Source organism: Geobacillus sp. BK01 (assembly GCF_052220245.1).
In the GTDB taxonomy this organism is placed as follows: domain Bacteria; phylum Bacillota; class Bacilli; order Bacillales; family Anoxybacillaceae; genus Geobacillus.
The window spans coordinates 134,208-155,901 of the sequence record NZ_JBQPTH010000003.1; the positions used below are offsets into that span (position 1 = coordinate 134,208).

Sequence of the window (21,694 nt, forward strand, 5' to 3'; positions counted from 1 at the left end):
ACGATGGATGTCCGCGAACTTGCCATTCAACAGCTGAAAACGGTCATAGATCCGGAGCTTGGCATTAACGTTGTCGATTTAGGATTAATTTATGACTTGCAAATTGAAAATGGCCATATCGATGTGCTCATGACGCTCACCACTCCCGGCTGCCCGCTTCACGACTCGATCGCCGGCGGCGTCAAACGGGCGCTCGAGCAAATCGACGGCGTCCGCGATGTACGCGTCCAAGTGACATGGAACCCGCCTTGGACGCCGGAACGGATGAGCGAAGAAGCGCTCCGGCAGCTTGGCTATTTTGCCTGAAAAAAGCAGCGCTTCGATTCCCCTTGGGCCGCCCTTCCATACTGACGGAGCGGCCCTTTTCGCAAACAAAGAAAGGCTCATATGAAAAAATGGCTCTTTCCTCACCTAGCGGTTCGTTCACCACACCGCACCAAAACATCCCGATGTCATTCATCCGTTGCATTCCCCTTCCTTATCGTTGCAGTGACCGACACCTTGTTCCCCTAGATGGCTATGCATAGTTTGTTTCTAGTTGGAAACAATGTTGTCTATCAGGATCAATTTCACAGTCAAGAAAGGGAATCACGATGAACGGGCAGCCGCTGAACGTTATACAACTACTAAGTGTGATTATGCTTTCCACCGGCCTGATGAATCACGTTCTTGTTATTCCCATCTTGCTTGAAGCATCGCATCGGGACGCATGGATCGCCGCTGCGGCCGATTTGCTTATTCTCCCTATCTGGCTGCTTCTTCTTTATTTTGTCATTAAACAGACCAACGGTCAGCCGCTGTTCGAGTGGCTGAGCACCCAATTCTCGCCCATCATTGCTTATGCGGTTGCTTTCATTAGCACCATCTTTTTATTGGTGCATAGTTTTGTCACTTTATTTGATACTGTCACCTTTACAACGACATCTTATTTGCCGGCGACGCCACGATGGGCGCTGATTGTTGCCATCACCGGCCTTTGTTTTTATAGCGCTTACCGCGGCATCCAATCCATTGCAAATGTTTCGCTTATCCTGTTGTCATTTGTCACCGTGTTTGGATTTTTTGTTATGTTATCCACTATGCAGCATAAAGATCATTCTTTGTTAAAACCTATGCTTGAACACGGGTGGATGCCTGTTCTGCACGGCATGGCATACGCCGGGGCCGGCTACACGGAAGTGATTATGCTTTTGTTCATCACCCACCGGCTGCCGAACACATTTTCATGGAAATCGCTTCTTATGATCGCCATCTTTACAGGCAGTTTGAGCATCGGGCCGACGATCGGCGCTATTACGGAGTTCGGCCCTGAGCAAGCTACACGCCTTCGCTATCCGGCTTTTGAACAATGGAGGTTGGTTAACTTAGGGACATACATCGAACATGTCGATTTTTTATCCGTCCATCAATGGCTGTCTGGAGCTTTCATTCGCATTTCACTATTTACAGCGCTCATTGTCGAGCTGTTTCCAATTCAACATCGAGAAACGCGCCGGTGGGTATTGATGGTCGTTTATCTCGCCATTATATCGGCAGCGCTCGTTCCGATCGGGGATGATCAATTTTTCCACTTCGTTAAGCATTGGGTTTTGCCGTCATCGCTTGTTTTCTCTCTTTCCCTTTCGGTTTTGCTCAGCCTATTAGGGGTATTTTCCCATCTCCAGCAGAAAAGGAGGTCGTCATAATGCCGACATCGATGCGAGCAGCCGGACAAAAACGGGTAACCGACGATCATACGGGGTTAGAAACTATTGTCATTTCTGAGGAAGCGTTGCGGGCGATGTATGAAAAATGCGATGATGTCATCATCACTGAGGCTGCGGTTCAGTCCACTATAACTGACGGGGATATGGGCGCTGTTCGGCTGTTCTTTCTGTATTGTGAAGAACTATGCGATACACAAATGCTGCAAAAAGCCGTTTATCCGATGCTTCGTGACATGTGCAGACGATGTTCGTGCCGCTCGACAGCCGACATTGAAACGTGTAAACCGGCAACGCTCGAATATATAGGAAAAGAAGTGCGAATCGATGATCTAAACTTCCGGCTGTTTAGCGGCGATTTGCTCATTTATTTCGAAGAGGCGGGCGCGTTATATGCCATGGCCATCGCCAGCCCGCCAAACCGTGATCCGGAAGAACCGAATACAGAAGTATCGATCCGCGGCCCGAAAGACGGGTTTATTGAAGAAATCAGCAAAAATGTCGCGTTAATTCGGAAGCGAATCCGTTCGCACCGTCTCGTTTACGAATCGTTTATTATCGGCACGCGCAGCCAGACAAAAGTAGGGCTGCTCTATATCGACGATATTGCCCATGCCGATGTGATCGGTGAAATGAGACATCGTTTAACGAATTTATATGTAGATTCCGTGACAAGCACAAACCAAATCGAGCATTGGATTTCCGATCATCGGTTTTCGATCTTCCCTTTGTTCGGATATACCGGAAGGCCGGATTTCGCTGTCACTTCGCTTCTTAACGGGCGGTTTGTGATATTGGTTGACGGATCGCCGACCGCTTTAATCGGCCCGGGCAATTTGACGTTTTTATTGAATACTTCCGAAGACAATCATACATTTTTCTTGTTTGTCGTTTTTCAACGTTTGATCCGTCTCGTCGGCACGTCAGTGTCCATTTTGCTCCCGGGTGGATGGGTGGCCTTAACGACATTCCATCAAGACCAGCTCCCGTTTACATTGTTAGCAACGCTTGTCCTTTCCCGGCAAGGGGTGCCGCTTCCTGTATCTTTGGAAATGTTTATCATGGTGATTTTATTTGAAGTGTTTAAAGAAGCGGGAATGCGCCTGCCTCTTGCAATTGGACAGACGTTGTCAGTCGTCGGCGGTCTGATTATCGGCCAGGCGGCCATTAACGCCGGGCTCACTTCGCCGGCGACGCTTGTGGTCGCCGCGATTTCCATTATTTCTTCCTTTACGCTTGTCAACCAAAACTTATCGGGCACTGCTACCTTATTGCGGTTTTTCGTTCTAATTTGTTCCTCGTTCCTTGGATTGTTTGGATTTATGCTTTCGTCTTTTTTAGTCTTGGCGTATGCCGCCAATTTGCAAACATGCGGTGTTCCTTATGTCGCTCCCTTGATGCCCGCCTCGAAAGAAGCCGGAAAAGTTGTTGTGTCAAGCACGTGGAAGCAGTTTCGCACACGCGCCCGCATATTGCATCCGAACGACTCGACACCGAGAGGGGAAAAAGGCGAATGACTAAGCGGTTGCTGGCGCCCCTCCTCGCAGCGGTTTTGCTCAGCGGCTGCTGGGGAGCGCGCAACATTGACCATATCGTTTACATTCATGCGGTTGGCATCGATTATCAAGACGGAAAATTCGTTTTATACGTTCAGCTTGTCAGTTTCAGCGGCTTGGCCAAAGTCGAAGCCGGGGGAGCGAGAGAACAAGCAGCTCTTTCAGTCGGCAAGGCGACAGCGGAAACGTTTGATCTTGCCGCCCATAAAATTTATCAATCCATCCAGCAAATGGTTTCCTGGGGGCACGTGAAAAGCATCGTCTTCACCAAACGGGCGTTGCAGCCGCACGTGATCCGAAACACTATTGACTTATTAACCCGGTATAACGAAATTCGCCATACGATTTGGGTGTATGCCACTGATGAGCCGTTAGAGCAATTGTTTCGGGCCACACCGCTGTTGCTTACCTCTTCGTATTACTCGCTGTTATCGAACCCGGAGGAGCTTTTTCGACAAAGCTCGTTTATCCGCCCGATTCGCTTGAACCGGTTTATCGCCCATCTTGACGAGCCAGCCATGACCGCCCGCCTCCCTTATTTGGGACTGACCAAAACATCATGGACGGAAGACGAAAAAAACAAAACGATGTTGCAGCTCCAAGGTGTTTGCTTTTTGCATCATTACAAGCTGCAGGCATGCGCCCGCTTTCCTGAGGCGAAAGGAATCCGCTGGGTTGAACAAGATATTCACCGCACCCCTCTCGCCATTCGGAAAGAAGGGAAAATAGCGGCTACGCTTATTGTTCGCAGCCCGCATGCCGAGTGGACGCTAAAACGTGACAACGGCAAATACACCGCCCATTTACACGTTCGAATTGATGGGAACATTATAGAAGAAGCGAATGACTCATTGTCCCGGAACGAGCTCGTCCGGCTCGCAAAACAAACCGTCAAACAGGAAATACGGCGCACTTATCAGTGGGGGGCGTCCCGGGGGATCGATACGCTCAATCTCTCCGCCGTTTTCCACCGGAACGCCTTACACGAATGGCGGCGCTTATCGGTCAATGGAACCATTCCGCTGAACGATAGGTTTCTCCCTTCCATCTCTGTGGATCTTATAATCCGTTCAGGTGGAAAAGAAAAAGCCGACTACCGCGTAGGGGATTGAAAAAAGCAACCATTGCGATGAGCAAGCAAAAGGGCAATCATCATCAAATGATCGATTGTCGCGAACAACTGACACCGCTATTCGCTTAAAGAATGACTATATACAACGCAAACAGCACACGACACGGAACGACGGGCATTTCCGTGTTGTGTGCTTTTCTCCTCCGCGGGATCCGCTTCCTGTTGGCGTTTGATCTCCTATTCAAACAACACGTTCAACAACCATGCCAGCAAAGGAACGATGACAAAAAAGGCCAAGGCGACGAATCCGAAGCATCGAATCCACCGGGGAAATCCCCGCCAGTCGAGGGCTTCCCGCTTCATCGCTCCTCCGGCTGTGATCCGATCCAACTCCTCGGTCGGCGAAAACACCCGGTCATCCATCGGTGGAACTTGTTCTGTCAGCTCTGTTTCATGGATCGCTTTTTCCCGAAAATGGTTCATGGCGCCCCCTCCCCGCAGTCGTCAGCAAACAGCTTGCATTTTCGCCAAACCTTCTAACCCTTCACCCGCAACAGGCGCATGCTGTTGAGCGTCACGAGCAGCGTCGCCCCCATGTCGGCGAACACCGCAAGCCAAAGGGTGAGCCAGCCTGGGACGGCAGCCACGAGTGCCAACACTTTGAACCCTAAGGCGATGGCGATGTTTTGTTTAACGATGGCAAGCGTTCGGCGCCCAAGGTGGATCGTGTACGGAAGCTGGCGCAAGTCATCGGCCATCAGCACGACATCAGCCGTTTCCAAGGCGGTGTCGGTCCCCGCCCCGCCCATCGCCACGCCGACATCGGCCGCGGCCAAGGCAGGAGCGTCATTCACCCCGTCGCCGACCATGGCGGTTATGCCGCAACGTTGTTTCAACTCGCGGATCGCCGCCAGCTTCTCTTCGGGAAGCAGCCCGGCGCGAACGTCCGATACGCCCGCTTGGCGGCCGATGGCCTGTGCCGTTTGCCTGTGGTCGCCTGTCACCATCGCGATTTCCGCCACGCCAAGGCGCCGCAATGCCGCGATCGTATCCGGAGCGGACGGCCGCAATGGATCGGCCGCAGCGACAAGCCCCAACAGCCGGTTGGCGGTGCCAACGGCCATCACCGTTTTTCCTTCGCTGCGGAACACAGCGATTTGTTGTTCCGCTTCACCCGGCAACTCCCCGATCAAGCCGGTGAGCAAGGCGGGGCTGCCGATGTAGTATGTTTCGCTTCCGACAACAGCCTTCACCCCTTGGCCGGTCAATGACTGAAACTCGCCAACCGGCACGTCGAGAAACGGCGTCCCCTCTTCTTCCGCCCGACGGACGATGGCTGAAGCCAAAGGGTGCTGCGACCGTTTTTCGATGGCGGCGGCGATGGCCAGCAGCTGCTCGCGTGTTCCTTCATACACGATGACATCGGTCACGGCCGGTTTCCCTTTCGTCAACGTCCCCGTTTTATCCAAGGCCACCGCCCGCAGCCGGCCGATTTGTTCAAGATGCGCGCCGCCTTTGATGAGCACGCCGCGCCGGGCCGCGTTTCCGATGGCGGTGACAATCGCCACCGGGGTGGAGATGACGAGCGCACACGGACAGCCGATCACCAACACCGCGAGCCCGCGATACACCCAATCAAGCCATGCCCCGTCCATCACGAGCGGCGGCACGACGGCGATCAGAAGCGCAACCGCGATAATAAACGGCGTATAATAGCGCGCAAACCGGTCGACGAACGCCTGCGAAGGGGCCCGCTCCGCTTGCGCCTCTTCGACGAGATCGATCATTTTCGCCACTGTCGTCTCATCCGCCCGCTTCGTTACTTCGACTTCGAGGAACCCTTCCCCGTTAAGCGTCCCGGCGAACACCGCAGCCCCCGGTGCTTTTTCTACCGGCAAGCTTTCACCGGTAATCGCTGCTTCATTCACAGTCGAAGCGCCGCTTATGACGATGCCATCCATAGCAATTTTTCCACCCGGCTTAACAATCATCACATCCCCGACGCGAACGTCTTCGACCGGAACGGTCACTTCCTCGGCGCCGCGCCGGATGGTCGCCTCGTCCGGCGCCATTTCCATTAACGACGCGATCGACCACCGCGCGTTTTCCATCGAATAGCGCTCGAGCGCTTCGCTAATGGCAAACAAAATGACAACGACCGCCCCTTCCTGCCATTCCCCGATCGCCGCCGCGCCGAGAACGGCAATCGTCATTAACGTGTTCATGTCGAACTGCCAGCGGATCAAGTTACGAAATCCAGCCCGAAATAGCGAGTAGCCGCCGATCACAATCGCAGCGACATACGCAGCCACCGCCAACCGACCACTGCCCGCCGCCGACGCCGTCCAGCCGATGGCCAGCAACGCGGCGGCGACGTAAACGTTCCGATTCTCCTTCCTCTTCCAAAACGGCTCCGGCCGGACGGTCCGCTCACGTTCTTCACGAATGGTCAACTGTTCAAACGCTCCCGCTTGTTCAAGCTCATCGATCGTCGCCTCGCCCCAAACGGTGAGCTTGGCGGCACCAAAATTCACTTTCGCCTCTTTCACGCCGGGCAAGGACTTCACGTTTCGCTCAAACGTGGCCGCGCAGTTTGGACACGTCAATCCTTGCACCCGGTACGTTTTCGCTTCCCATTGATCCAGCGCCTGTTCACTCCGCACGGCGATCTCCCTCTTTCTGATGGGCGAGCGCGACAAGCAACAGCTCGCGAATATGATCGTCATCGAGCGAGTAAAAGGCCAATTTTCCGTCTTTCCGATATTTCACGATTCCTTGTTTGTACAGGAGGCGCAAATGATGCGACGTCGCTGCCACCGTTGCACCGATGACGTTCGCTAAATCGCAGACGCACAGCTCCCCTTCTTCGCAAAGGGCGTATACAATTTTCGCCCGGTTTTCATCGGCAAGCGCCTTGAAAAACGGCACAATCGCGGCAATGTGTTCATCATGTAGCCTCCGTTGAACCCGTGCGACCTTCTCTTCGTCATAACAGTAAACGTCGCAAATATCACCACGTCCCATCATTAGCCCCCCACAGTCACATTCAAATATTTGTTTGAATATAAAATACCATACATCACTGTCCATATTCAAATATTCATTTGACTGTAAAAAGGTGCTTCCTAACTGCTCAAAAACAAACTAGAGCCCGTCTATGCCACATTAGTTGACGGCATCGCCCGAAATATATCGTTTGGCCATATCGAGATCACTCATCCGCTATGTGATAAAAACGGCTGTATAAGTAAACAGCAAGCTGAACACTCAAATAATCTTCATAATTATCAAAATCCAGTCCCAATAACCCCTCAATTTTTTTGATGCGATGATATAACGTATTCGGATGAATATGAAGCTTTTTCGCTGTGGCCGACATCGAACGGCCACTTTGGACATAGCTGATAAGAGTATGCAAAAGCTCTTGGTATGTCTCTTGATCTGTCCACAAGAGAGAGAGCGTTTCGGACAGAAAGGATTCCATTTCACTCGGGTGATGATGTAAAAAGAGACGTCCAATCCCCATTTCATGAAAATGAAAAACACCTTTCTTATTTTGCTTTTTTAAATAGAGCAACGCTTTTTCCGCTTTGTTATGGTTTTCTTCCGCATACCCATGGTAGTAAATGCCTGTGCTGACTCCAGCTCGAACGGCTACTGTAAATCTTTTGTTCCAATCATCAACCATTTTTTTCACTAAATCGATCCATTTGGACTGGTCATGTTCATTGCTAGTCGTAGAGAACAGAACGATTTTGTTATTGTAAGACATGACCAACCTATTTTCGGGAGGCAGCACCTTCTGCATACGAGTGACGAAGGAGCGGGCATCATTGGCAAGGGCATACGGATCTGAATTCCCGTAAAGCTCGATGACGACTGTCTGAATAAACTTTTTTATGCTCATTCCTAGCTCCCGAATTGCCGCTTCCGCCTGAATAGGATTTTTTATTTTGAGGAATTCATGATATTTTTCATAAGTTTTTCTATACAACACATCGCTTCTCGATAAGTTCTTCATCACTTCCATAGTCAAAATAGGGGCACCTTGTTCCAACACTAGACGCTCCTCTATGGATAAAGGGGCATCTCCTTCAACGATCAAACATCCTAAAAAAGCCGATGCTGACCTTATTGGATATATATAATGGAACGATTCAAAATCTGAAATGCGCGCATAGGCAGGTTTAGTTCTCGTTTTAAAAAGAACAAAAAGGTCTGCCATGACTTTTTCAATCGATAGACTGTCGGAAGGATAACATTTTCCCTCGAGATAATCCGCGAACACAACCGTTTTTCCCATCAACGAGTTCATTTCCATAATGATGGAATCCAATCCTTTATTTTCGATTGATATTTTTGTCAAATGGTTATGGATGCCCATCCTTTTTTGCAACAATTTGTTTGTCGACTCCAATTTATTTAACAAACAAGTGACCTCATCTAAATTTTTTTGAACCTCCTCGTGAAGCTGAGCATTATGAATCGCTATGGCCACATGTGAGGCAAAGCTTTGCAGAAGAAGAAGATCCCTTTCACCCGGCTGCTCTTCCTTCTCAAAACGGTGAAGCGTCATTACACCGATTCGTTTTTCGCCGTACGTAATGGGAACGGATAAAAGGGACTGAACCGTTTTTTTTGATTCGATGGCAGAATGTAAAATATGGAAGTTTTCTTCGCTTAAATCCGCCATCTGGTCGTATATTTCTTTTGTGGTCCTCAACATTCGCACACACCCGTCACGAAACACTTTTCCGACAATGGATTCGCCAATGCTGACACGAAATGACCGAATGCGATCGTTGAACCCGACGTAAGCTCTCACAATGAGTTTCTCGGACTGCTCATCAAATAGCTGGATATACCCGGCATCTGTCGACCGGAACATGGTAAAAGCGCAAAGCATGATTTTGTTCAGCACTTCATCCAATTCCAGAGTCGAGGTGATCGTCCGAAAGCTTTCCAGAAGAATTTTCATATGAAGGTCTGTCTCTTTATCCCCCGCATTCCAACGTTGAGCCGAAGCTTTTTCGCTCATTTTTCCACCCCCTTATGTTGAACTCCACAATTTTTCACCAAAAAGATTGTTTTAGACCACATTCCTAACACTTTTCTTATATTTTATAATATTTAGTAAACTAACAAAAGGGCCTATTCCCTTTCGATCATGAAAAAAGAGGAGGGAAAAAATGAGAAACGTTTCCTGGGACGAGCTGGAAAAGAAGTTTGCCGATCTTGTACAAATTCGTCGTGATCTCCACATGTACCCGGAGCTATCGTTTCAAGAAGTAAGAACCCCTACTATTATTGCCCAATTTTTGCAAGACTGCGGTCTGGAAGTGAAAACAGGCGTTGGCGGGCGGGGGGTGACAGCTCTGCTGCGAGGGGGAAAACCAGGGAAAACAGTAGCGTTGCGCGCCGATTTTGATGCATTGCCTATCCAAGATCAAAAAGATGTTCCATACAAGTCAAAAATTCCCGGTGTGATGCATGCATGCGGCCACGACATTCATACGGCGGCTTTGCTGGGAACCGCATACGCCCTTAGCCGAGTAAAAGAACATCTACAAGGGAATGTATTGTTCATTCATCAGTTTGCCGAAGAAGTCATCCCTGGGGGAGCCAAAGCGATGATTGAAGATGGCTGCCTGGACGGGGTCGATGTAGTGTACGGCGCCCATGTCCTCTCGAACCTTCCCGTTGGCATGATCGGTTACAAACCAGGAGCACTCATGGCTGCCGGCGACAAATTTGAAATCGCTATCAAAGGGAAAGGAGGACATGGCTCAATGCCACACCTTTCGATCGATCCTGTTCTCGTCGGAAGCCAAATCGTCCTCCACCTCCAACAAATTTCAGCGAGCCGAATCAATGCGGTTGATCCCGCCGTTGTCACCGTTTGTTCCTTCCACGGAGGGGACAGTTACAACGTCATCCCCGATCAGGCAACCTTGTCGGGTACGGTTCGATCTTTTTCAAAAGAGGCACAGGAAGCGATCAAAAGCCATATCGAAAAAATCGTGAAATCATCGTGCGAAATGGCAGGAGCGCAATATGAATTCAAATATGAATACGGCTATCCTTCCCTTTGGAATGATCCGGAAGAAACGGAACGGGTGAAACGCATAGCGGAACTTGTCGCAGGAGAGGAACATGTAGTCGAGCTGCCCTTGCAAATGGCGATGGAGGATTTTTCTTACTATATGCTTGAACGACCGGGATCCTTCTTTTTAGTAGGCGGAATGAACCGTGACATCGAGGCGGTGTACCCTCACCATCATCCGAAATTTGACGTTGATGAACGAAGTATTCTTCTAATCGGAAAAATGTTCATTTCCCTTGTATTTGATTATCTCAGTTCACATTGAGACAATCATTCATGTAGACTGTCCTTCCCACAACAGTAACAGAAAGGGGTAACATTATGAATGATATTCCAAGCAAAAATAGCAAGAGACACGTTATTCTCACCTTGCTGTTTACCGGATGGTGCCTGTCTTACCTTGATCGTATGGCGATGAACGTTTCCATTGTTGAGATAGCGAAGGAATTTCATCTCAGCCCGTCCGCTCTCGGCGTTGTGCTTAGCAGTTTTTTTGCCGGCTATGCGTTAATGCAAGTTCCCGGCGGCTGGTTGGCTGATAAATACGGCTCACGGAAGATTATTACGATTGCTATTATTTTTTGGTCTATCTTTACGGTTTTCACAGGATTCGCTTGGTCGCTGCTGGCGATGATTATGATCCGTTTTCTATTTGGTCTCGGGGAAGGGGCGTATCCGGCCGCAAGCTCAAAAGCCATAGCGGATGCGTTTCCAAAAGACGAGCGAGCCAAGGCACAAACCATTATGATGTCATCCAATTCCCTCGGCGGCGTGATCGCTCCGTTAATCGCGACTCCTTTACTCGTCTGGATTGGGTGGAGAAATGTTTTTATCGCCATCGGGTTGTTGGGCATTATCGTCGCATGGCTGCTATGGTATTATTTAAAACCGGAAAACTTGTCTGAAAACACGGGAGAAAACGAAACAAAACGTACAGAAAAACCTTCTTTTAAAGAACTGATGAAAAATGCAACTCTTTGGAAACTTGGCATTATGTGGTTCGGAATGTCCACCTTGATTTGGGGATTGATTTCATGGATGCCTGTTTACTTGACGCAAGTCCGTGGACTTGATTTATTATCGATGGGCATGCTTACTTCCATCCCGGCACTCACCGGGGCTGTTGGCACCATTATTGGGGGACGGTTATTTTTAAGCCATTTTTACGGCAAGGAAAAAATATATGCTACCTTATTTTCTCTTCTTGCGATTTTGTTTTTGTATTTATTGTTTAATGCACCGTCGGTGGCATTAGTGATCACTTATCAATCATTGTGCACGACCTTTCACGGCCTTGTGTTCGCCATCATTATGGCAATGCCGCATCAAGTATTTGAAAAAAACGTTATCGGTTCTTCGATAGGATTCATCAACTTTTTAGGCATGATCGGGGCATTGCTGACGCCGACCGTCATGGGCATGCTTATCGAGATTTTCAACGGCTCTTATCCGGCCGCCTTCAGTTATTTAATCGCTTGCGCCTTTTTATCCGTTCTCGCGTCCATCACATTGGCGCGTCCGGCGGAAAGCGACGTAGACATGCCAGCTCAAAGCGAAGGGTAAACAGTTCGTGTAAAAACAGAGACCGCGGCCTCTGCAGCCGGGGTCTTTGCTTTTGCGGGAAAACCATACTGTTTGCCCATTATACATACTCGCGAAACCAGCGCACCGTCTCCAAAAGCGCCTGGCGCGTCACTTTATGGCCGGCGTGCGGATCAGCGATGAATTGCAGTCGATCTTCGTTTCCTTCATAAAGTGGTTTAATTTGTTCATAAAACTCATATGTATAAGCATACGGGACGACTTGATCAGCTTTCCCGTGCCAGATGAACAGCGGCCGTCCGGCGAGTGTTTCCGGCTGCCTGGACAAATCGTAGCGGGCGATCTTTTCTTTTTCGAACTCAAGCAATGTCGGGGGCAATGGAATATCAATGCGGCGCCGTTTCGCTTCCTCCATCATGGCGTCAAAAAAGGCGCGGTAGTTCGGACAGCCCATGAGCGCCACCGCCACCTTCACCCATGGATAGACGGCAAGCGCGCCGAACGTGGCGATCCCACCCATCGATGTCCCGGCGAGCCCGATCCGTTCCGGGTCGGCCAGGCCACGGTTCACAAGATCATGTTTCATCTCGTCGATTTCGGTAATCGTGCGCACGACAATGTCCCAAAACGACAGCTGCAATTTTCGTTCGCTCAAACCTTCGTCCCGCTCGCCGTGAAACAGCGCATCGGGAAGCACAACGCGATAGCCCGCTTCTGCAAGCAAATAGCCAAAATGCAAATTATGTTCTTTCGCGCTCGTGAAGCCGTGGATAAAGAAAACGAGCGGCAGCCGTTCGCCCCGCTTTTCCGGCTTGACAACGTGAAGCACCGGCACGCCGGCCAACCATTCTTTTTCAACGATGACCATGGCAGTTCAAACTCCTTCTGTCTTTTTCCATCGCTGTCTAGTGTACCATATAGACAGCGATTTTGGAAAAGAGTTACACTAGAAAGTGGAAAGAATAACAAAGCAAAGGAGTCGAGCATGAAGCCGTATTTAATCGCTTTGGATTTAGATGGAACGTTGCTCAAAGAGGATAAAACGATTTCTCCGTTCACCAAAGACGTCATCCGCCGCGCCATCGACGCCGGCCATTTCGTTGTCATCGCCACCGGCCGCCCGTACCGGGCGAGCCAAATGTATTACGAGGAGCTTGGCCTTACGACGCCGATCGTCAACTTCAACGGTGCGTTTGTCCATCACCCGCGCCAATCGTCATGGGGCGTGCGCCATTCCCCGCTGCCGCTTACCGTCGTCAAAAACATTGTCGAGCTCGGGGAAACGTACCGGATCAAAAACATTTTGGCCGAAGTGATGGATGACGTCTATTTTCACGAGCATGACGACGTCTTGCTTGACATCGTCCGCCTCGGCAATCCGACGATCGAAATCGGCGATTTGCGCCGCTCACTCGGCAAAGACCCGACGAGCGTGCTCGTGTATACGGACGGCGATCATATCGAGCGAATCCAATCGCATTTGTCGCACGTCTACGCCAACGTCCTGCACCACCGGCGCTGGAACGAGCCGTGGCATGTCATTGAAATCGTCCGCCATGGCGTTCATAAAGCGGCCGGGTTGAAACAAGTGGCCGACTACTTTGGCATTCCGAGGGAGCGCGTCATCGCCTTTGGCGATGAGGACAACGATTTGGAAATGATCGATTGGGCCGGGCTGGGCGTCGCCATGGGCAACGCCATTGAGCCGTTAAAAACCGTAGCCGATGACATGACCGCAAGCAATGAAGAAGACGGCATCGGCCGCTATTTGCAAGAAGTTTTGCGCTTGTAGCGTCCGCCTGCGGCATGCAAGGCATCCCGCCAGACGGCTCTTTCCCGCCTTGCATCGCCCCGTGCGGTCTGGCGCCCTCCCCCCGATTTTTGCTTCCTTCGGCCAATCGTGTGTTGTAACGAATTTCCTTAGTACTGTTCCCCCCATGTGGTTACACTATACGTGACGCAACGCGCGTCTTCATTTTTTAAAGGGGGAATCCGTCATGGGCAAACGAAATAAATCGAAGCGTTTCGTCCAGCAAGGTGTCGATGCAGTCGAACGGCATGACAAGCGAATCCCTTATCACTTAACATACGCTGAGGCGGAAGCGCGCAAGGCGGAAAAAGCGGTTGAAACATCGCTTGGAGGCGTGTGACGATGGGCAACCGTCTCTTCCAGGAAGCGCGCAAAGCGGTCGCGCAGGCCAAACAAGCGGCCAACGGCGAGATCGAGATGAGCGTCGACCGCGCTGTTGCCATCGCCAAAAACGCCATGTCATCCGCGTATGCGCATTCCAATGCGGCGGAAAAAGCGCAGTTGCGTCAATTTCAAGCTGAGCTTGATCAAATCACCCAATGAAAGGCTGCGGGCCATCCGCAGCCTTCTTTCTGACTCATCGTCTTTTACTTCCATATTGTGTTTCCCCGTCAAAACCGATACACTAAACCTATGAACCGCCATTCATCCCGCCTAAGGAGGGAACGAATATGTCCATTCAACTCATCACCGACAGCGGCGCCGATTTGCCGCAATCGTACATTCGCGGGCACCGGATCGCGTTTTTGCCGCTTGTCGTTCATTGGAACGGTCAAGATTACGAAGACGGCATTACGATCGAGCCGAAGCAAGTATATGACGCCATGCGGGAAGGGCATACGGTGAAAACGGCACAGCCGAGCCCGCTGGCGATGAAGGAACTGTTTTTGCCATACGCCAAAGAAAACCGGCCATGCCTGTATATCGCCTTTTCCTCGAAATTATCCGGTACATACCAAACAGCGATGGCCGTGCGCAGCGAGCTGCTTGACGAATACCCGGAGTTTCGCCTGACGATCATCGACTCGAAATGCGCTTCGCTCGGCCAAGGGCTCGCCGTCATGAAGGCCGTCGAGCTGGCGGAGCAAAACACGCCGTACAACTTGCTTTGTGAAACGATCGAGTCGTACTGCCGCCATATGGAGCACATTTTCACCGTCGACAACTTGGACTACCTCGCGCGCGGCGGCCGCATCAGCAAAGCCGCCGCGGCGTTCGGCGGGCTGCTCAACATCAAGCCGCTTCTTCACGTCGAGGACGGGGCGCTTGTCCCGCTCGAAAAATGGCGCGGGCGGAAAAAAGTGTTGAAGCGCATGGTCGAACTGATGGGCGAGCGCGGCGACGATCTGCAAAAGCAAACGATCGGCATCAGCCACGCCGACGACGAAGAAACGGCGCTCGAGCTGAAGCGAATGATCGAAGAAACGCACGGCTGCACGCGCTTTTTCCTCTCCGACATCGGCAGCGCTATCGGCGCCCACGCCGGACCGGGGACGATTGCCCTCTTTTTTCTGAACAAATATATTGAGATCTGACGCTTTTCCCGTCTGACAAAACACGGGCGCCTGCACAACACAGGCGCCTGTCTTCATCACCGAAGCTGATCAAGAAGGTTGTAGTAGTAGTACGTTTTGGACCGCATCCGGCCATCCGAGAAAATGAGTTGCTGTTCCTCAAACCGATTCAAATAGCGCCGAACCGTCGCTTCCGGCAAACCAGTCAACGCTGCCATCTGCTTAGCGGTAAAAATCGGATGCTGGAACATGACATTGACAACGGTTCGAATATGATGGCTGTTCACAAGCGCGCTTGCCTTTTCCAAATCTTCTTCATACAAATCATACTCTAAAACGAACCATTTGTGAAAAAAATTCTCCATTGATCTTGCCACAAACTACCTTCCCCTATTTCCATATAGTTCATTTCCATTTGCCGCATACTAATGACGAACGATCGAAACAAAGGAGGGCGACCGATGCCAAACACAAGCGACAACGACAAAAAAGCGCGCGACAACCAAGCGAAGCGCCATGAGAAAAACATGATGCGCGAGAAAAACCGCGAAGCCGGGAAGTTCGCGTATTCGAAGAAGACGGATCATTTGTAAACCATGCAAAAGCTGCCTATTGTAAAATATAGGCAGCTCTGATCATTATAGCTTTGCTATTTAACACGGTCTATCAGGATCGTTGCCAATTCCGGGAAAATAGCTAGTACAACGATAAACAACATCATAATAAGGGCATACGGTACTACTCCCCTAACAATCTCTGCAATCGTATTCGTTTTGTCCAGTCCTTTTAAAACAAATAGGTTCAGCCCTACTGGCGGCGTAATAAGAGCTAATTCCATATTGACAACCATAACAACCGCAAACCAAATGGGATCAAACCCCAGAGCCGTTATAATAGGATACAAAATTGGAAGTGTAATCACGAGTATCGATATAGTTTCCAGAAAACAACCTAGAATAAGCAGCACGATATTCACTAAGACAAAAATGACCCAAGGGGATACTTGTTGTGAAGTAGCAAATTGAGTGATGGTTTGTGGGATTTGCAATATAGTCATGATGTATCCAAGCAACATGGCCCCCACGATAATCATCAAAATCATCGCATTCGTTTTAACCGTTGATAATATAATCGCTTTAATGTTAGAAAATGTAAAACTTCTATATACAAAAATGGAAATCAAAATACTGGCCATAGCACCGATGGCAGCAGCTTCGGTGGGGGTGAAGACTCCCGTATAAATCCCTCCGACAACAATGACAGGTAATATAAGTCCCCATACAGCAGTTTTGGACGCTTCCAGTCTCTCCGACCATGTAGCGGGTTTTTCCTTTATGTGGCGTGTCTTCCATGACGCATAGATCATGAATACAATCGTTAATAATATTCCCGGGATAATTCCTGCAACAAACAGCTTTCCGATCGACTCCCCTGTCACGGAACCGTATATAATCATCGGCACACTTGGAGGAATCAAAATGCCTAATGTCCCCCCAGCAGCCAATAGGCCAAGAACTGTTCTTTTATCATACCCCCGTTTTGTCATTTCCGGAAGGGCAACCGCCCCAACGGTTACAGCAGTGGCTACACTCGAGCCGGAAATCGCCGCGAAAATAGCACAACAGAACAATGTGGCAATCGCTAATCCCCCGGGCAGATGCCTGAACCACTTGCTCGCCATTTCATACAAATCGCGTCCAACGCCGCTCACTACTAAAACTTGGCTCATAAGAACATACATCGGCAATGCCGTTAGAGTAAAATCGTCTAGCGATTTATAAGAGATTATAGGAATCTGGGAAAGAGAAAATGCTCCGCCATTAAACAAGTACATCCCACCAATGGCAAGCAGCCCAAGCGCAAAGGCTACAGGGATCCCTATTAGTAGAAGAGCAGCCATTCCCCCAAGAAAAAATGTTATATTCACAAATGTCCTCCTCCTTTTGATACTCCCCCATCAGCGATTTGTAATATAAAGGCAAAACAAAGCAACAAACCTCCTATAGGGAGAAACATTTCCGGGAGATACATAGGAATCCTCAATAGCGATGATGAGGTTGTCCCTAGTTTATACGTGTTTAAAACATGCTCCAAACTATAGATGGTAAAAATAAGGCTGAAAATGAATCCAAATGCATTAGAAACGTATGACAATATTTTTTGAACCCTATGTGGAACAACGTTGATTAGTAAATCAACTGTAATATGGGAATATGTTCGAAGTGTATAGGCAGAACCAAGAAAACAGCTCCCAATAATTGCGTATATACATAATTCCGTGGCCCAAACAGTCGGCCGATTAAACACTGATCTAGCGATAACGTCAAACGTCGTCATACATGTCGTCAATATGATCAATATTCCCGCTATTGCCCCGCCCGCTTGAATTAATCGGTCGAAAAAGTTATATAGTATAGGAAAAATTTTCATATTCCCCCTCCTAAGCAAATAAGGGAGGGAGTCCTCCCTCCCCGATTACTCCCTCTATTTAATTGATCTTCTCCACAATATCGAGCAACTCTTTGCCCAGCTCCCCTGCTCTTTCAATATATACCTCTCTCGCTGGTTGAGCCGCCTCTTCCCACTTTGGAAGATCAGACTCGGGAACAACGTATACCTCCATCCCTTTCGCTGCTAATTCTTTGGCTGTTCGTTCATCTTCTTCTTTCGCTTTTGCCCTAATCCATTGTTCTGTTTGCTGCGCAGCTTCGGTTAGGAGCTTCTTTGTTTTCTCGGGAAGACGATCCCAGAAGTTTTTATTAACTGCAAGGATGAACTCCAAGTAAGAGTAATTGTTAATCGTTAAATACTTAGCTACCTCATCGTAATGGCGCTGAAGCATGGCTGTTGTCCCTGATGTTGCCCCATCAATTGTTTTTCTTTGCAGCGCCGTATAAACTTCCCCTGCTCCCAAAAATACTGGTGATGCCCCGTAAGCCTTGATCATTTCAGACGGAATGTCGCCAATGCTGCGAATTTTCAACCCTTTAAAGTCTTCAGGAGATTTAAGCGGTCGAACATTGTTGGCAAACTGTGCATAGCCATAATCGGCATACATGAGAACTTTTACCCCTTTTTCCTCCATCGCCTTGTTCAACTTTTCCCTCAACTCTCCAGATAGTGCTTTACCGGCCGTTTCATAGTTAGGAAAGGCGTACGGAACATCAAAAATTCCCATCGCTGGAACTGTAGAAGCCCACAGCGTAGAGGAGTTTACCCCCATTTCTACACCGCCTGTTAGTATGGCTTGATTCATCTCTTTATCACCCAACAATTGCCCAGCAGGGTAAACTTGAATTTTCACCTTGCCTCCTGATTGTTCAGTGACCGTCTTCGCAAAATTTTCTACTCCAATCGAAATATGGTGATCTTGCGGAAGATTATAAGCTAATCTTATCGTGACCGGATCATATCCATCGCTTCCTTCCTTACTCGATTGTTGCCCTGCCGTTGAAGAATTTTGACCACATGCACTTAAAACAACTAAAATGAAAAATAAGATACTGGTTAGAAAAGATAATCTTTTCACCTTAAACTCCCCCTTTTTTCTACTTGTCTTATCCTCCCTAATGGTTGATTGGATGTAAGGCTTGCCGCGAAATCAGCCGCTTCCAGCAGTTTTTCAAAATCGATTTCTGTTTTGACCCCCATTCGTTCAAACATATATACTAAATCCTCTGTTGCCAAATTGCCTGCCGCGCCGGGGGCGAAAGGGCACCCCCCTATACCACTCGCGGAGGTTTCAAATATTTTCACCCCTGCTTCCAATGCCGCATAAGCGTTGGCTAATCCCATCCCCCTTGTGTCATGAAGATGAATCGCAATAGGAGTCGATTGCGCAACTTGCAGCACTTCTGCAAGCAATCGTTTGACTTGTTTAGGGGTTGCGATCCCAATCGTATCGGCGATCCCAATCCGATCAGCCCCAGCTTCTACCGCACGTTCTACCAAGGATATAACTTTTGCTGGATTTACTTCTCCCTCATAAGGACAACCAAAACTTACCGCTATGGAAAAACAGACTTTCATATTCAATATCCTGCTCTCTTGAACAATCCGTTTGAACTGTGCAAAATTCTCATCGATGCTCATCCCTATGTTTTTATAATTGAATGTTTCGGTAGCAGCTGTCACCCAGTTGACTTCAGATATGTTTGCTTGTATCGCCCTCTGGAATCCTTTTAGATTGGGGATTAGTGCCACAAACTCAATTCCTGCAAATTCCTTGCATTGTTTCATCACTTGCTCGGCATCGACCATTTGTGGAACTTTTCGGGGGTGAACAAAAGATGTGGCCTCAATTTTCTTCACATTGGACCTAACAAGCATTTCGATCAGTTTTTTCTTCTTTTCAGTGGAAACGACGACCGGTTCATTTTGCAATCCATCCCTAGGACTTACATCAATAATCTGAACATCAGACAAATTTAAATCACCCCTTCATCTTTTAATTCTTTCAGTTGATGACGAGAATAGCCTAATATCTTCATATATACTTCCTCATTATGTTCTCCAAGCTTAGGCCCAATCCACTTCATTTGCCCTGGGTTGTCAGACAGTTTTGGGACGATGCCGGGGAACAAGCAGTCTGTTCCATCCTCTAATTTTACCGGCAACAACATCTCTCTCTCTTTATACTGAATGTCATTGACAATATCTCGAATATTATAAATAGGTCCTGCCGGAACAGAAGCTTTATCCAGAGCTTCTAGCACTTCTTCCAATGTGTGCTGTTTCGTCCACTCTTCTATTGCCTGATCAATCAACTCAGCGTTTTCCGCTCTCCCTTGGTTGTTAGCATATTTAGGATGACGAGCGAGATCCTCGCGTCCAATAGTCTTCATAAGGCGTTGGAATATATTATCACTGTTCCCCCCTATTACAACATGCTTTCCATCTTTGCACTCATACGTATTGGACGGCGAAACTCCGGGAAGAGTGCTTCCTGTTCTTTCCCTCACAACACCGTGTAACACATACTCCGGCAGTGCTCCTTCCAACAGACTGAACACTGCTTCGTAAAGAGCGACATCAATCAACTGTCCTTTTCTTTCTTTATCTTCTTGTCTGACACGCAACGCCATTAACGTTCCGATCACTGCATACAATCCTGCAACGAGATCCCCAATCGCGATTCCCACTCTTACTGGGGGACGATCGGGGTAACCTGTTAAATATCTCAGCCCCCCTATTGCCTCGGCAACACTTCCAAAACCAGCTTTATCACGGTAAGGGCCTGTTTGGCCATATCCAGATATCCTTGTCATAATAATAGATGGATTTATTTTCTTTAACTCCTGATAACCTAATCCCCACTTTTCGAGTGTTCCCGGTTTAAAATTTTCCAACACGACATCAACCTTCGGGATGAGTTGTCTGATGAGCTGTTGACCTTTTGCTTTTCTTAAATTGACTGTAATCGATTTTTTATTTCTTGCCTGTACGTACCACCAGATGGAAGAGTGGCCGTGCATAATCCTCCAACTTCGCAACGGATCTCCTGATACAGGTTCTTCCACCTTAATTACTTCTGCACCGAATTCAGCCATTATTTTCCCTGCAAACGGTGCAGCGACAAAATTCCCCATCTCCAGTACGGTTATTCCTTCTAGAGGCAGTCTATTAGACACCCTTTTTTCACTTCCTCCCTTGGTAAACGTTCACGTAATATTTGTAATCGCTTACGATATGTTCTTTCATGCATTCTCTTGCTTTATCCGCATCCCCTCTTTCAATGGCTTCAAATATTTGAATATGTTCCTGAATAGCCAATTTCATCCGCAACATATTTTGTTTTAAGATCGCAACTCTGTACAAACTGTTAATCCCGCGAATTTGTTCAATCATCCTAATCAAAAACGGATTTCGGCTGGCTGTTACAATCCCCTCATGAAATTTCGTATTCATATCGAGGATTTCTTTTAACCCTAACGGTTGCTCGTCTATCCAAATGAGATGTCGTCTAAGATCTTCAACTTGTTTTTTGGCTATTCTCTGTGCAGCGTAGTAGGCTGCAAGCGGTTCAAGCTCCACCCTACATTCATAAAGATATTGAAAGTTTTCCATGTCTGGACTGAATACCGTAACCCCTCCCCCTTTATTCACCATGACAAGCCCCTCTTTTTCAAGCATACGAATCGCTTCTCGAATGGGACTTCGACTTACTTGAATTTTTTTCGCGATTTTTTCCTCTACAAGTCTTTCCCCCGGTGCAAATCCTCCCGCAATGATTTCTTCACGTAAATATTCATATACTTGCTTTTTCAATGTTTCTTTTTTCACTATTTGTTGTTTCAACTCAACCACCTTCATTTTCGTCGACTGTATACAGGACATGCCCAGTATCGGCCCATTTGCTCTGTTGCCATCATATTTATTAAACAAGAGGATAAAT

The 21,694-nt window shown here is 48.5% G+C and carries 23 protein-coding genes; 11 read left to right on the top strand and 12 right to left on the bottom strand.

The window, feature by feature from the left end:
• Positions 1–3 precede the first annotated feature (3 nt).
• The 4 genes from ACTVDO_RS04830 to ACTVDO_RS04845 all read left to right on the top strand — a co-directional run bounded on the left by ACTVDO_RS04830 (position 4) and on the right by ACTVDO_RS04845 (position 4,371).
• Positions 4–306, top strand: coding sequence for a metal-sulfur cluster assembly factor (locus tag ACTVDO_RS04830; RefSeq protein ID WP_020958891.1), 303 nt, complete (start codon positions 4–6; stop codon positions 304–306).
• A 287-nt stretch (positions 307–593) separates the two neighbouring features.
• Positions 594–1,685: a GerAB/ArcD/ProY family transporter gene (locus ACTVDO_RS04835; RefSeq protein ID WP_020958890.1), complete on the top strand. Its 1,092-nt coding sequence runs from the start codon at positions 594–596 to the stop codon at positions 1,683–1,685.
• Complete coding sequence (locus ACTVDO_RS04840; protein WP_442901145.1) at positions 1,685–3,220, top strand: spore germination protein; 1,536 nt, start codon at positions 1,685–1,687, stop codon at positions 3,218–3,220. The genes ACTVDO_RS04835 and ACTVDO_RS04840 overlap by 1 nt, the downstream gene beginning before the upstream one ends.
• Positions 3,217–4,371 carry a Ger(x)C family spore germination protein gene (locus ACTVDO_RS04845; protein WP_442901146.1) on the top strand — a complete coding sequence of 385 codons (1,155 nt, stop codon included), beginning with the start codon at positions 3,217–3,219 and terminating at the stop codon, positions 4,369–4,371. The genes ACTVDO_RS04840 and ACTVDO_RS04845 overlap by 4 nt, the downstream gene beginning before the upstream one ends.
• A gap of 197 nt (positions 4,372–4,568) precedes the next feature.
• On the opposite strand, the gene ACTVDO_RS04850 is transcribed toward ACTVDO_RS04845, so the two are convergent.
• The 4 genes from ACTVDO_RS04850 to ACTVDO_RS04865 all read right to left on the bottom strand — a co-directional run bounded on the left by ACTVDO_RS04850 (position 4,569) and on the right by ACTVDO_RS04865 (position 9,369).
• The gene (locus ACTVDO_RS04850) at positions 4,569–4,814 is read right to left on the bottom strand and encodes a hypothetical protein (protein ID WP_020958887.1); all 246 of its coding nucleotides are present in this window, start codon (positions 4,812–4,814) and stop codon (positions 4,569–4,571) included.
• A 53-nt stretch (positions 4,815–4,867) separates the two neighbouring features.
• Entirely contained in the window at positions 4,868–6,994 is a 2,127-nt protein-coding gene (locus ACTVDO_RS04855; protein WP_020958886.1) for a heavy metal translocating P-type ATPase, read from the bottom strand.
• Positions 6,984–7,355 carry an ArsR/SmtB family transcription factor gene (locus tag ACTVDO_RS04860; RefSeq protein ID WP_020958885.1) on the bottom strand — a complete coding sequence of 124 codons (372 nt, stop codon included), beginning with the start codon at positions 7,353–7,355 and terminating at the stop codon, positions 6,984–6,986. The genes ACTVDO_RS04855 and ACTVDO_RS04860 overlap by 11 nt, the downstream gene beginning before the upstream one ends.
• A 187-nt stretch (positions 7,356–7,542) precedes the next feature.
• Positions 7,543–9,369 (bottom strand): helix-turn-helix domain-containing protein, encoded by a 1,827-nt coding sequence (locus ACTVDO_RS04865; protein ID WP_442901147.1) that lies wholly within the window; start codon positions 9,367–9,369, stop codon positions 7,543–7,545.
• Between the two features lie 151 nt (positions 9,370–9,520).
• Between ACTVDO_RS04865 and ACTVDO_RS04870 the strand changes: the two genes are divergently transcribed.
• Positions 9,521–10,699, top strand: coding sequence for a M20 metallopeptidase family protein (locus tag ACTVDO_RS04870; protein ID WP_020958883.1), 1,179 nt, complete (start codon positions 9,521–9,523; stop codon positions 10,697–10,699).
• Between the two features lie 56 nt (positions 10,700–10,755).
• The gene (locus ACTVDO_RS04875) at positions 10,756–11,997 is read left to right on the top strand and encodes an MFS transporter (protein ID WP_020958882.1); all 1,242 of its coding nucleotides are present in this window, start codon (positions 10,756–10,758) and stop codon (positions 11,995–11,997) included.
• A 79-nt stretch (positions 11,998–12,076) separates the two neighbouring features.
• Here ACTVDO_RS04875 and ACTVDO_RS04880 read toward each other — a convergent pair whose 3' ends face one another.
• The gene (locus ACTVDO_RS04880; RefSeq protein ID WP_442901148.1) at positions 12,077–12,844 is read right to left on the bottom strand and encodes an alpha/beta fold hydrolase; all 768 of its coding nucleotides are present in this window, start codon (positions 12,842–12,844) and stop codon (positions 12,077–12,079) included.
• A 117-nt stretch (positions 12,845–12,961) separates the two neighbouring features.
• On the opposite strand from ACTVDO_RS04880, the gene ACTVDO_RS04885 reads away from it, so the two are divergent.
• From ACTVDO_RS04885 to ACTVDO_RS04900, 4 genes are all read left to right on the top strand, one after another.
• The gene (locus ACTVDO_RS04885; RefSeq protein ID WP_442901149.1) at positions 12,962–13,768 is read left to right on the top strand and encodes a Cof-type HAD-IIB family hydrolase; all 807 of its coding nucleotides are present in this window, start codon (positions 12,962–12,964) and stop codon (positions 13,766–13,768) included.
• Positions 13,769–13,973: 205 nt separating this feature from the next.
• Positions 13,974–14,126, top strand: a complete 153-nt coding sequence (locus tag ACTVDO_RS04890) for a hypothetical protein (RefSeq protein ID WP_020958879.1) — start codon at positions 13,974–13,976, stop codon at positions 14,124–14,126.
• A gap of 2 nt (positions 14,127–14,128) precedes the next feature.
• Complete coding sequence (locus ACTVDO_RS04895) at positions 14,129–14,329, top strand: DUF3813 domain-containing protein (protein WP_020958878.1); 201 nt, start codon at positions 14,129–14,131, stop codon at positions 14,327–14,329.
• Between the two features lie 128 nt (positions 14,330–14,457).
• Entirely contained in the window at positions 14,458–15,321 is an 864-nt protein-coding gene (locus tag ACTVDO_RS04900; RefSeq protein WP_020958877.1) for a DegV family protein, read from the top strand.
• A 56-nt stretch (positions 15,322–15,377) separates the two neighbouring features.
• On the opposite strand, the gene ACTVDO_RS04905 is transcribed toward ACTVDO_RS04900, so the two are convergent.
• Entirely contained in the window at positions 15,378–15,677 is a 300-nt protein-coding gene (locus tag ACTVDO_RS04905; protein WP_023817504.1) for a helix-turn-helix domain-containing protein, read from the bottom strand.
• Positions 15,678–15,761: 84 nt separating this feature from the next.
• Between ACTVDO_RS04905 and ACTVDO_RS04910 the strand changes: the two genes are divergently transcribed.
• The gene (locus ACTVDO_RS04910; protein ID WP_008879040.1) at positions 15,762–15,893 is read left to right on the top strand and encodes a DUF3941 domain-containing protein; all 132 of its coding nucleotides are present in this window, start codon (positions 15,762–15,764) and stop codon (positions 15,891–15,893) included.
• 56 nt (positions 15,894–15,949) lie between these two features.
• Here the strand turns inward: ACTVDO_RS04910 and ACTVDO_RS04915 are convergent, their stop codons facing one another.
• From ACTVDO_RS04915 to ACTVDO_RS04940, 6 genes are read right to left on the bottom strand one after another with little or no spacing between them, the layout of a single operon-like run.
• Entirely contained in the window at positions 15,950–17,227 is a 1,278-nt protein-coding gene (locus tag ACTVDO_RS04915) for a TRAP transporter large permease (protein ID WP_020958875.1), read from the bottom strand.
• Positions 17,224–17,730 (bottom strand): TRAP transporter small permease, encoded by a 507-nt coding sequence (locus ACTVDO_RS04920; RefSeq protein ID WP_020958874.1) that lies wholly within the window; start codon positions 17,728–17,730, stop codon positions 17,224–17,226. Before ACTVDO_RS04920 ends, ACTVDO_RS04915 begins: the two co-directional genes overlap by 4 nt.
• A 58-nt stretch (positions 17,731–17,788) precedes the next feature.
• A complete protein-coding gene (locus ACTVDO_RS04925) occupies positions 17,789–18,829 on the bottom strand; it encodes a TRAP transporter substrate-binding protein (RefSeq protein WP_020958873.1) in 1,041 nt (346 codons plus the stop codon).
• Positions 18,826–19,725 (bottom strand): hydroxymethylglutaryl-CoA lyase, encoded by a 900-nt coding sequence (locus ACTVDO_RS04930; protein ID WP_020958872.1) that lies wholly within the window; start codon positions 19,723–19,725, stop codon positions 18,826–18,828. Before ACTVDO_RS04930 ends, ACTVDO_RS04925 begins: the two co-directional genes overlap by 4 nt.
• 2 nt (positions 19,726–19,727) lie before the next feature.
• Positions 19,728–20,930, bottom strand: coding sequence for a CaiB/BaiF CoA transferase family protein (locus ACTVDO_RS04935; protein WP_023817502.1), 1,203 nt, complete (start codon positions 20,928–20,930; stop codon positions 19,728–19,730).
• A gap of 7 nt (positions 20,931–20,937) precedes the next feature.
• Positions 20,938–21,606, bottom strand: a complete 669-nt coding sequence (locus ACTVDO_RS04940) for a GntR family transcriptional regulator (protein WP_235183448.1) — start codon at positions 21,604–21,606, stop codon at positions 20,938–20,940.
• Between the last annotated feature and the right edge of the window lie 88 nt (positions 21,607–21,694).

Bases quoted from the DNA above. Each gene is read 5' to 3' on its own strand.
- ACTVDO_RS04840 (WP_442901145.1), top strand. From the start codon at position 1,685: ATGCCGACATCGATGCGAGCAGCCGGACAAAAACGGGTAACCGACGAT.
- ACTVDO_RS04890 (WP_020958879.1), top strand. From the start codon at position 13,974: ATGGGCAAACGAAATAAATCGAAGCGTTTCGTCCAGCAAGGTGTCGAT.
- ACTVDO_RS04835 (WP_020958890.1), top strand. From the start codon at position 594: ATGAACGGGCAGCCGCTGAACGTTATACAACTACTAAGTGTGATTATG.
- ACTVDO_RS04850 (WP_020958887.1), bottom strand. From the start codon at position 4,814: ATGAACCATTTTCGGGAAAAAGCGATCCATGAAACAGAGCTGACAGAA.
- ACTVDO_RS04830 (WP_020958891.1), top strand. From the start codon at position 4: ATGGATGTCCGCGAACTTGCCATTCAACAGCTGAAAACGGTCATAGAT.
- ACTVDO_RS04880 (WP_442901148.1), bottom strand. From the start codon at position 12,844: ATGGTCATCGTTGAAAAAGAATGGTTGGCCGGCGTGCCGGTGCTTCAC.
- ACTVDO_RS04875 (WP_020958882.1), top strand. From the start codon at position 10,756: ATGAATGATATTCCAAGCAAAAATAGCAAGAGACACGTTATTCTCACC.
- ACTVDO_RS04860 (WP_020958885.1), bottom strand. From the start codon at position 7,355: ATGGGACGTGGTGATATTTGCGACGTTTACTGTTATGACGAAGAGAAG.
- ACTVDO_RS04895 (WP_020958878.1), top strand. From the start codon at position 14,129: ATGGGCAACCGTCTCTTCCAGGAAGCGCGCAAAGCGGTCGCGCAGGCC.
- ACTVDO_RS04920 (WP_020958874.1), bottom strand. From the start codon at position 17,730: ATGAAAATTTTTCCTATACTATATAACTTTTTCGACCGATTAATTCAA.
- ACTVDO_RS04885 (WP_442901149.1), top strand. From the start codon at position 12,962: ATGAAGCCGTATTTAATCGCTTTGGATTTAGATGGAACGTTGCTCAAA.
- ACTVDO_RS04900 (WP_020958877.1), top strand. From the start codon at position 14,458: ATGTCCATTCAACTCATCACCGACAGCGGCGCCGATTTGCCGCAATCG.
- ACTVDO_RS04910 (WP_008879040.1), top strand. From the start codon at position 15,762: ATGCCAAACACAAGCGACAACGACAAAAAAGCGCGCGACAACCAAGCG.
- ACTVDO_RS04870 (WP_020958883.1), top strand. From the start codon at position 9,521: ATGAGAAACGTTTCCTGGGACGAGCTGGAAAAGAAGTTTGCCGATCTT.
- ACTVDO_RS04845 (WP_442901146.1), top strand. From the start codon at position 3,217: ATGACTAAGCGGTTGCTGGCGCCCCTCCTCGCAGCGGTTTTGCTCAGC.
- ACTVDO_RS04865 (WP_442901147.1), bottom strand. From the start codon at position 9,369: ATGAGCGAAAAAGCTTCGGCTCAACGTTGGAATGCGGGGGATAAAGAG.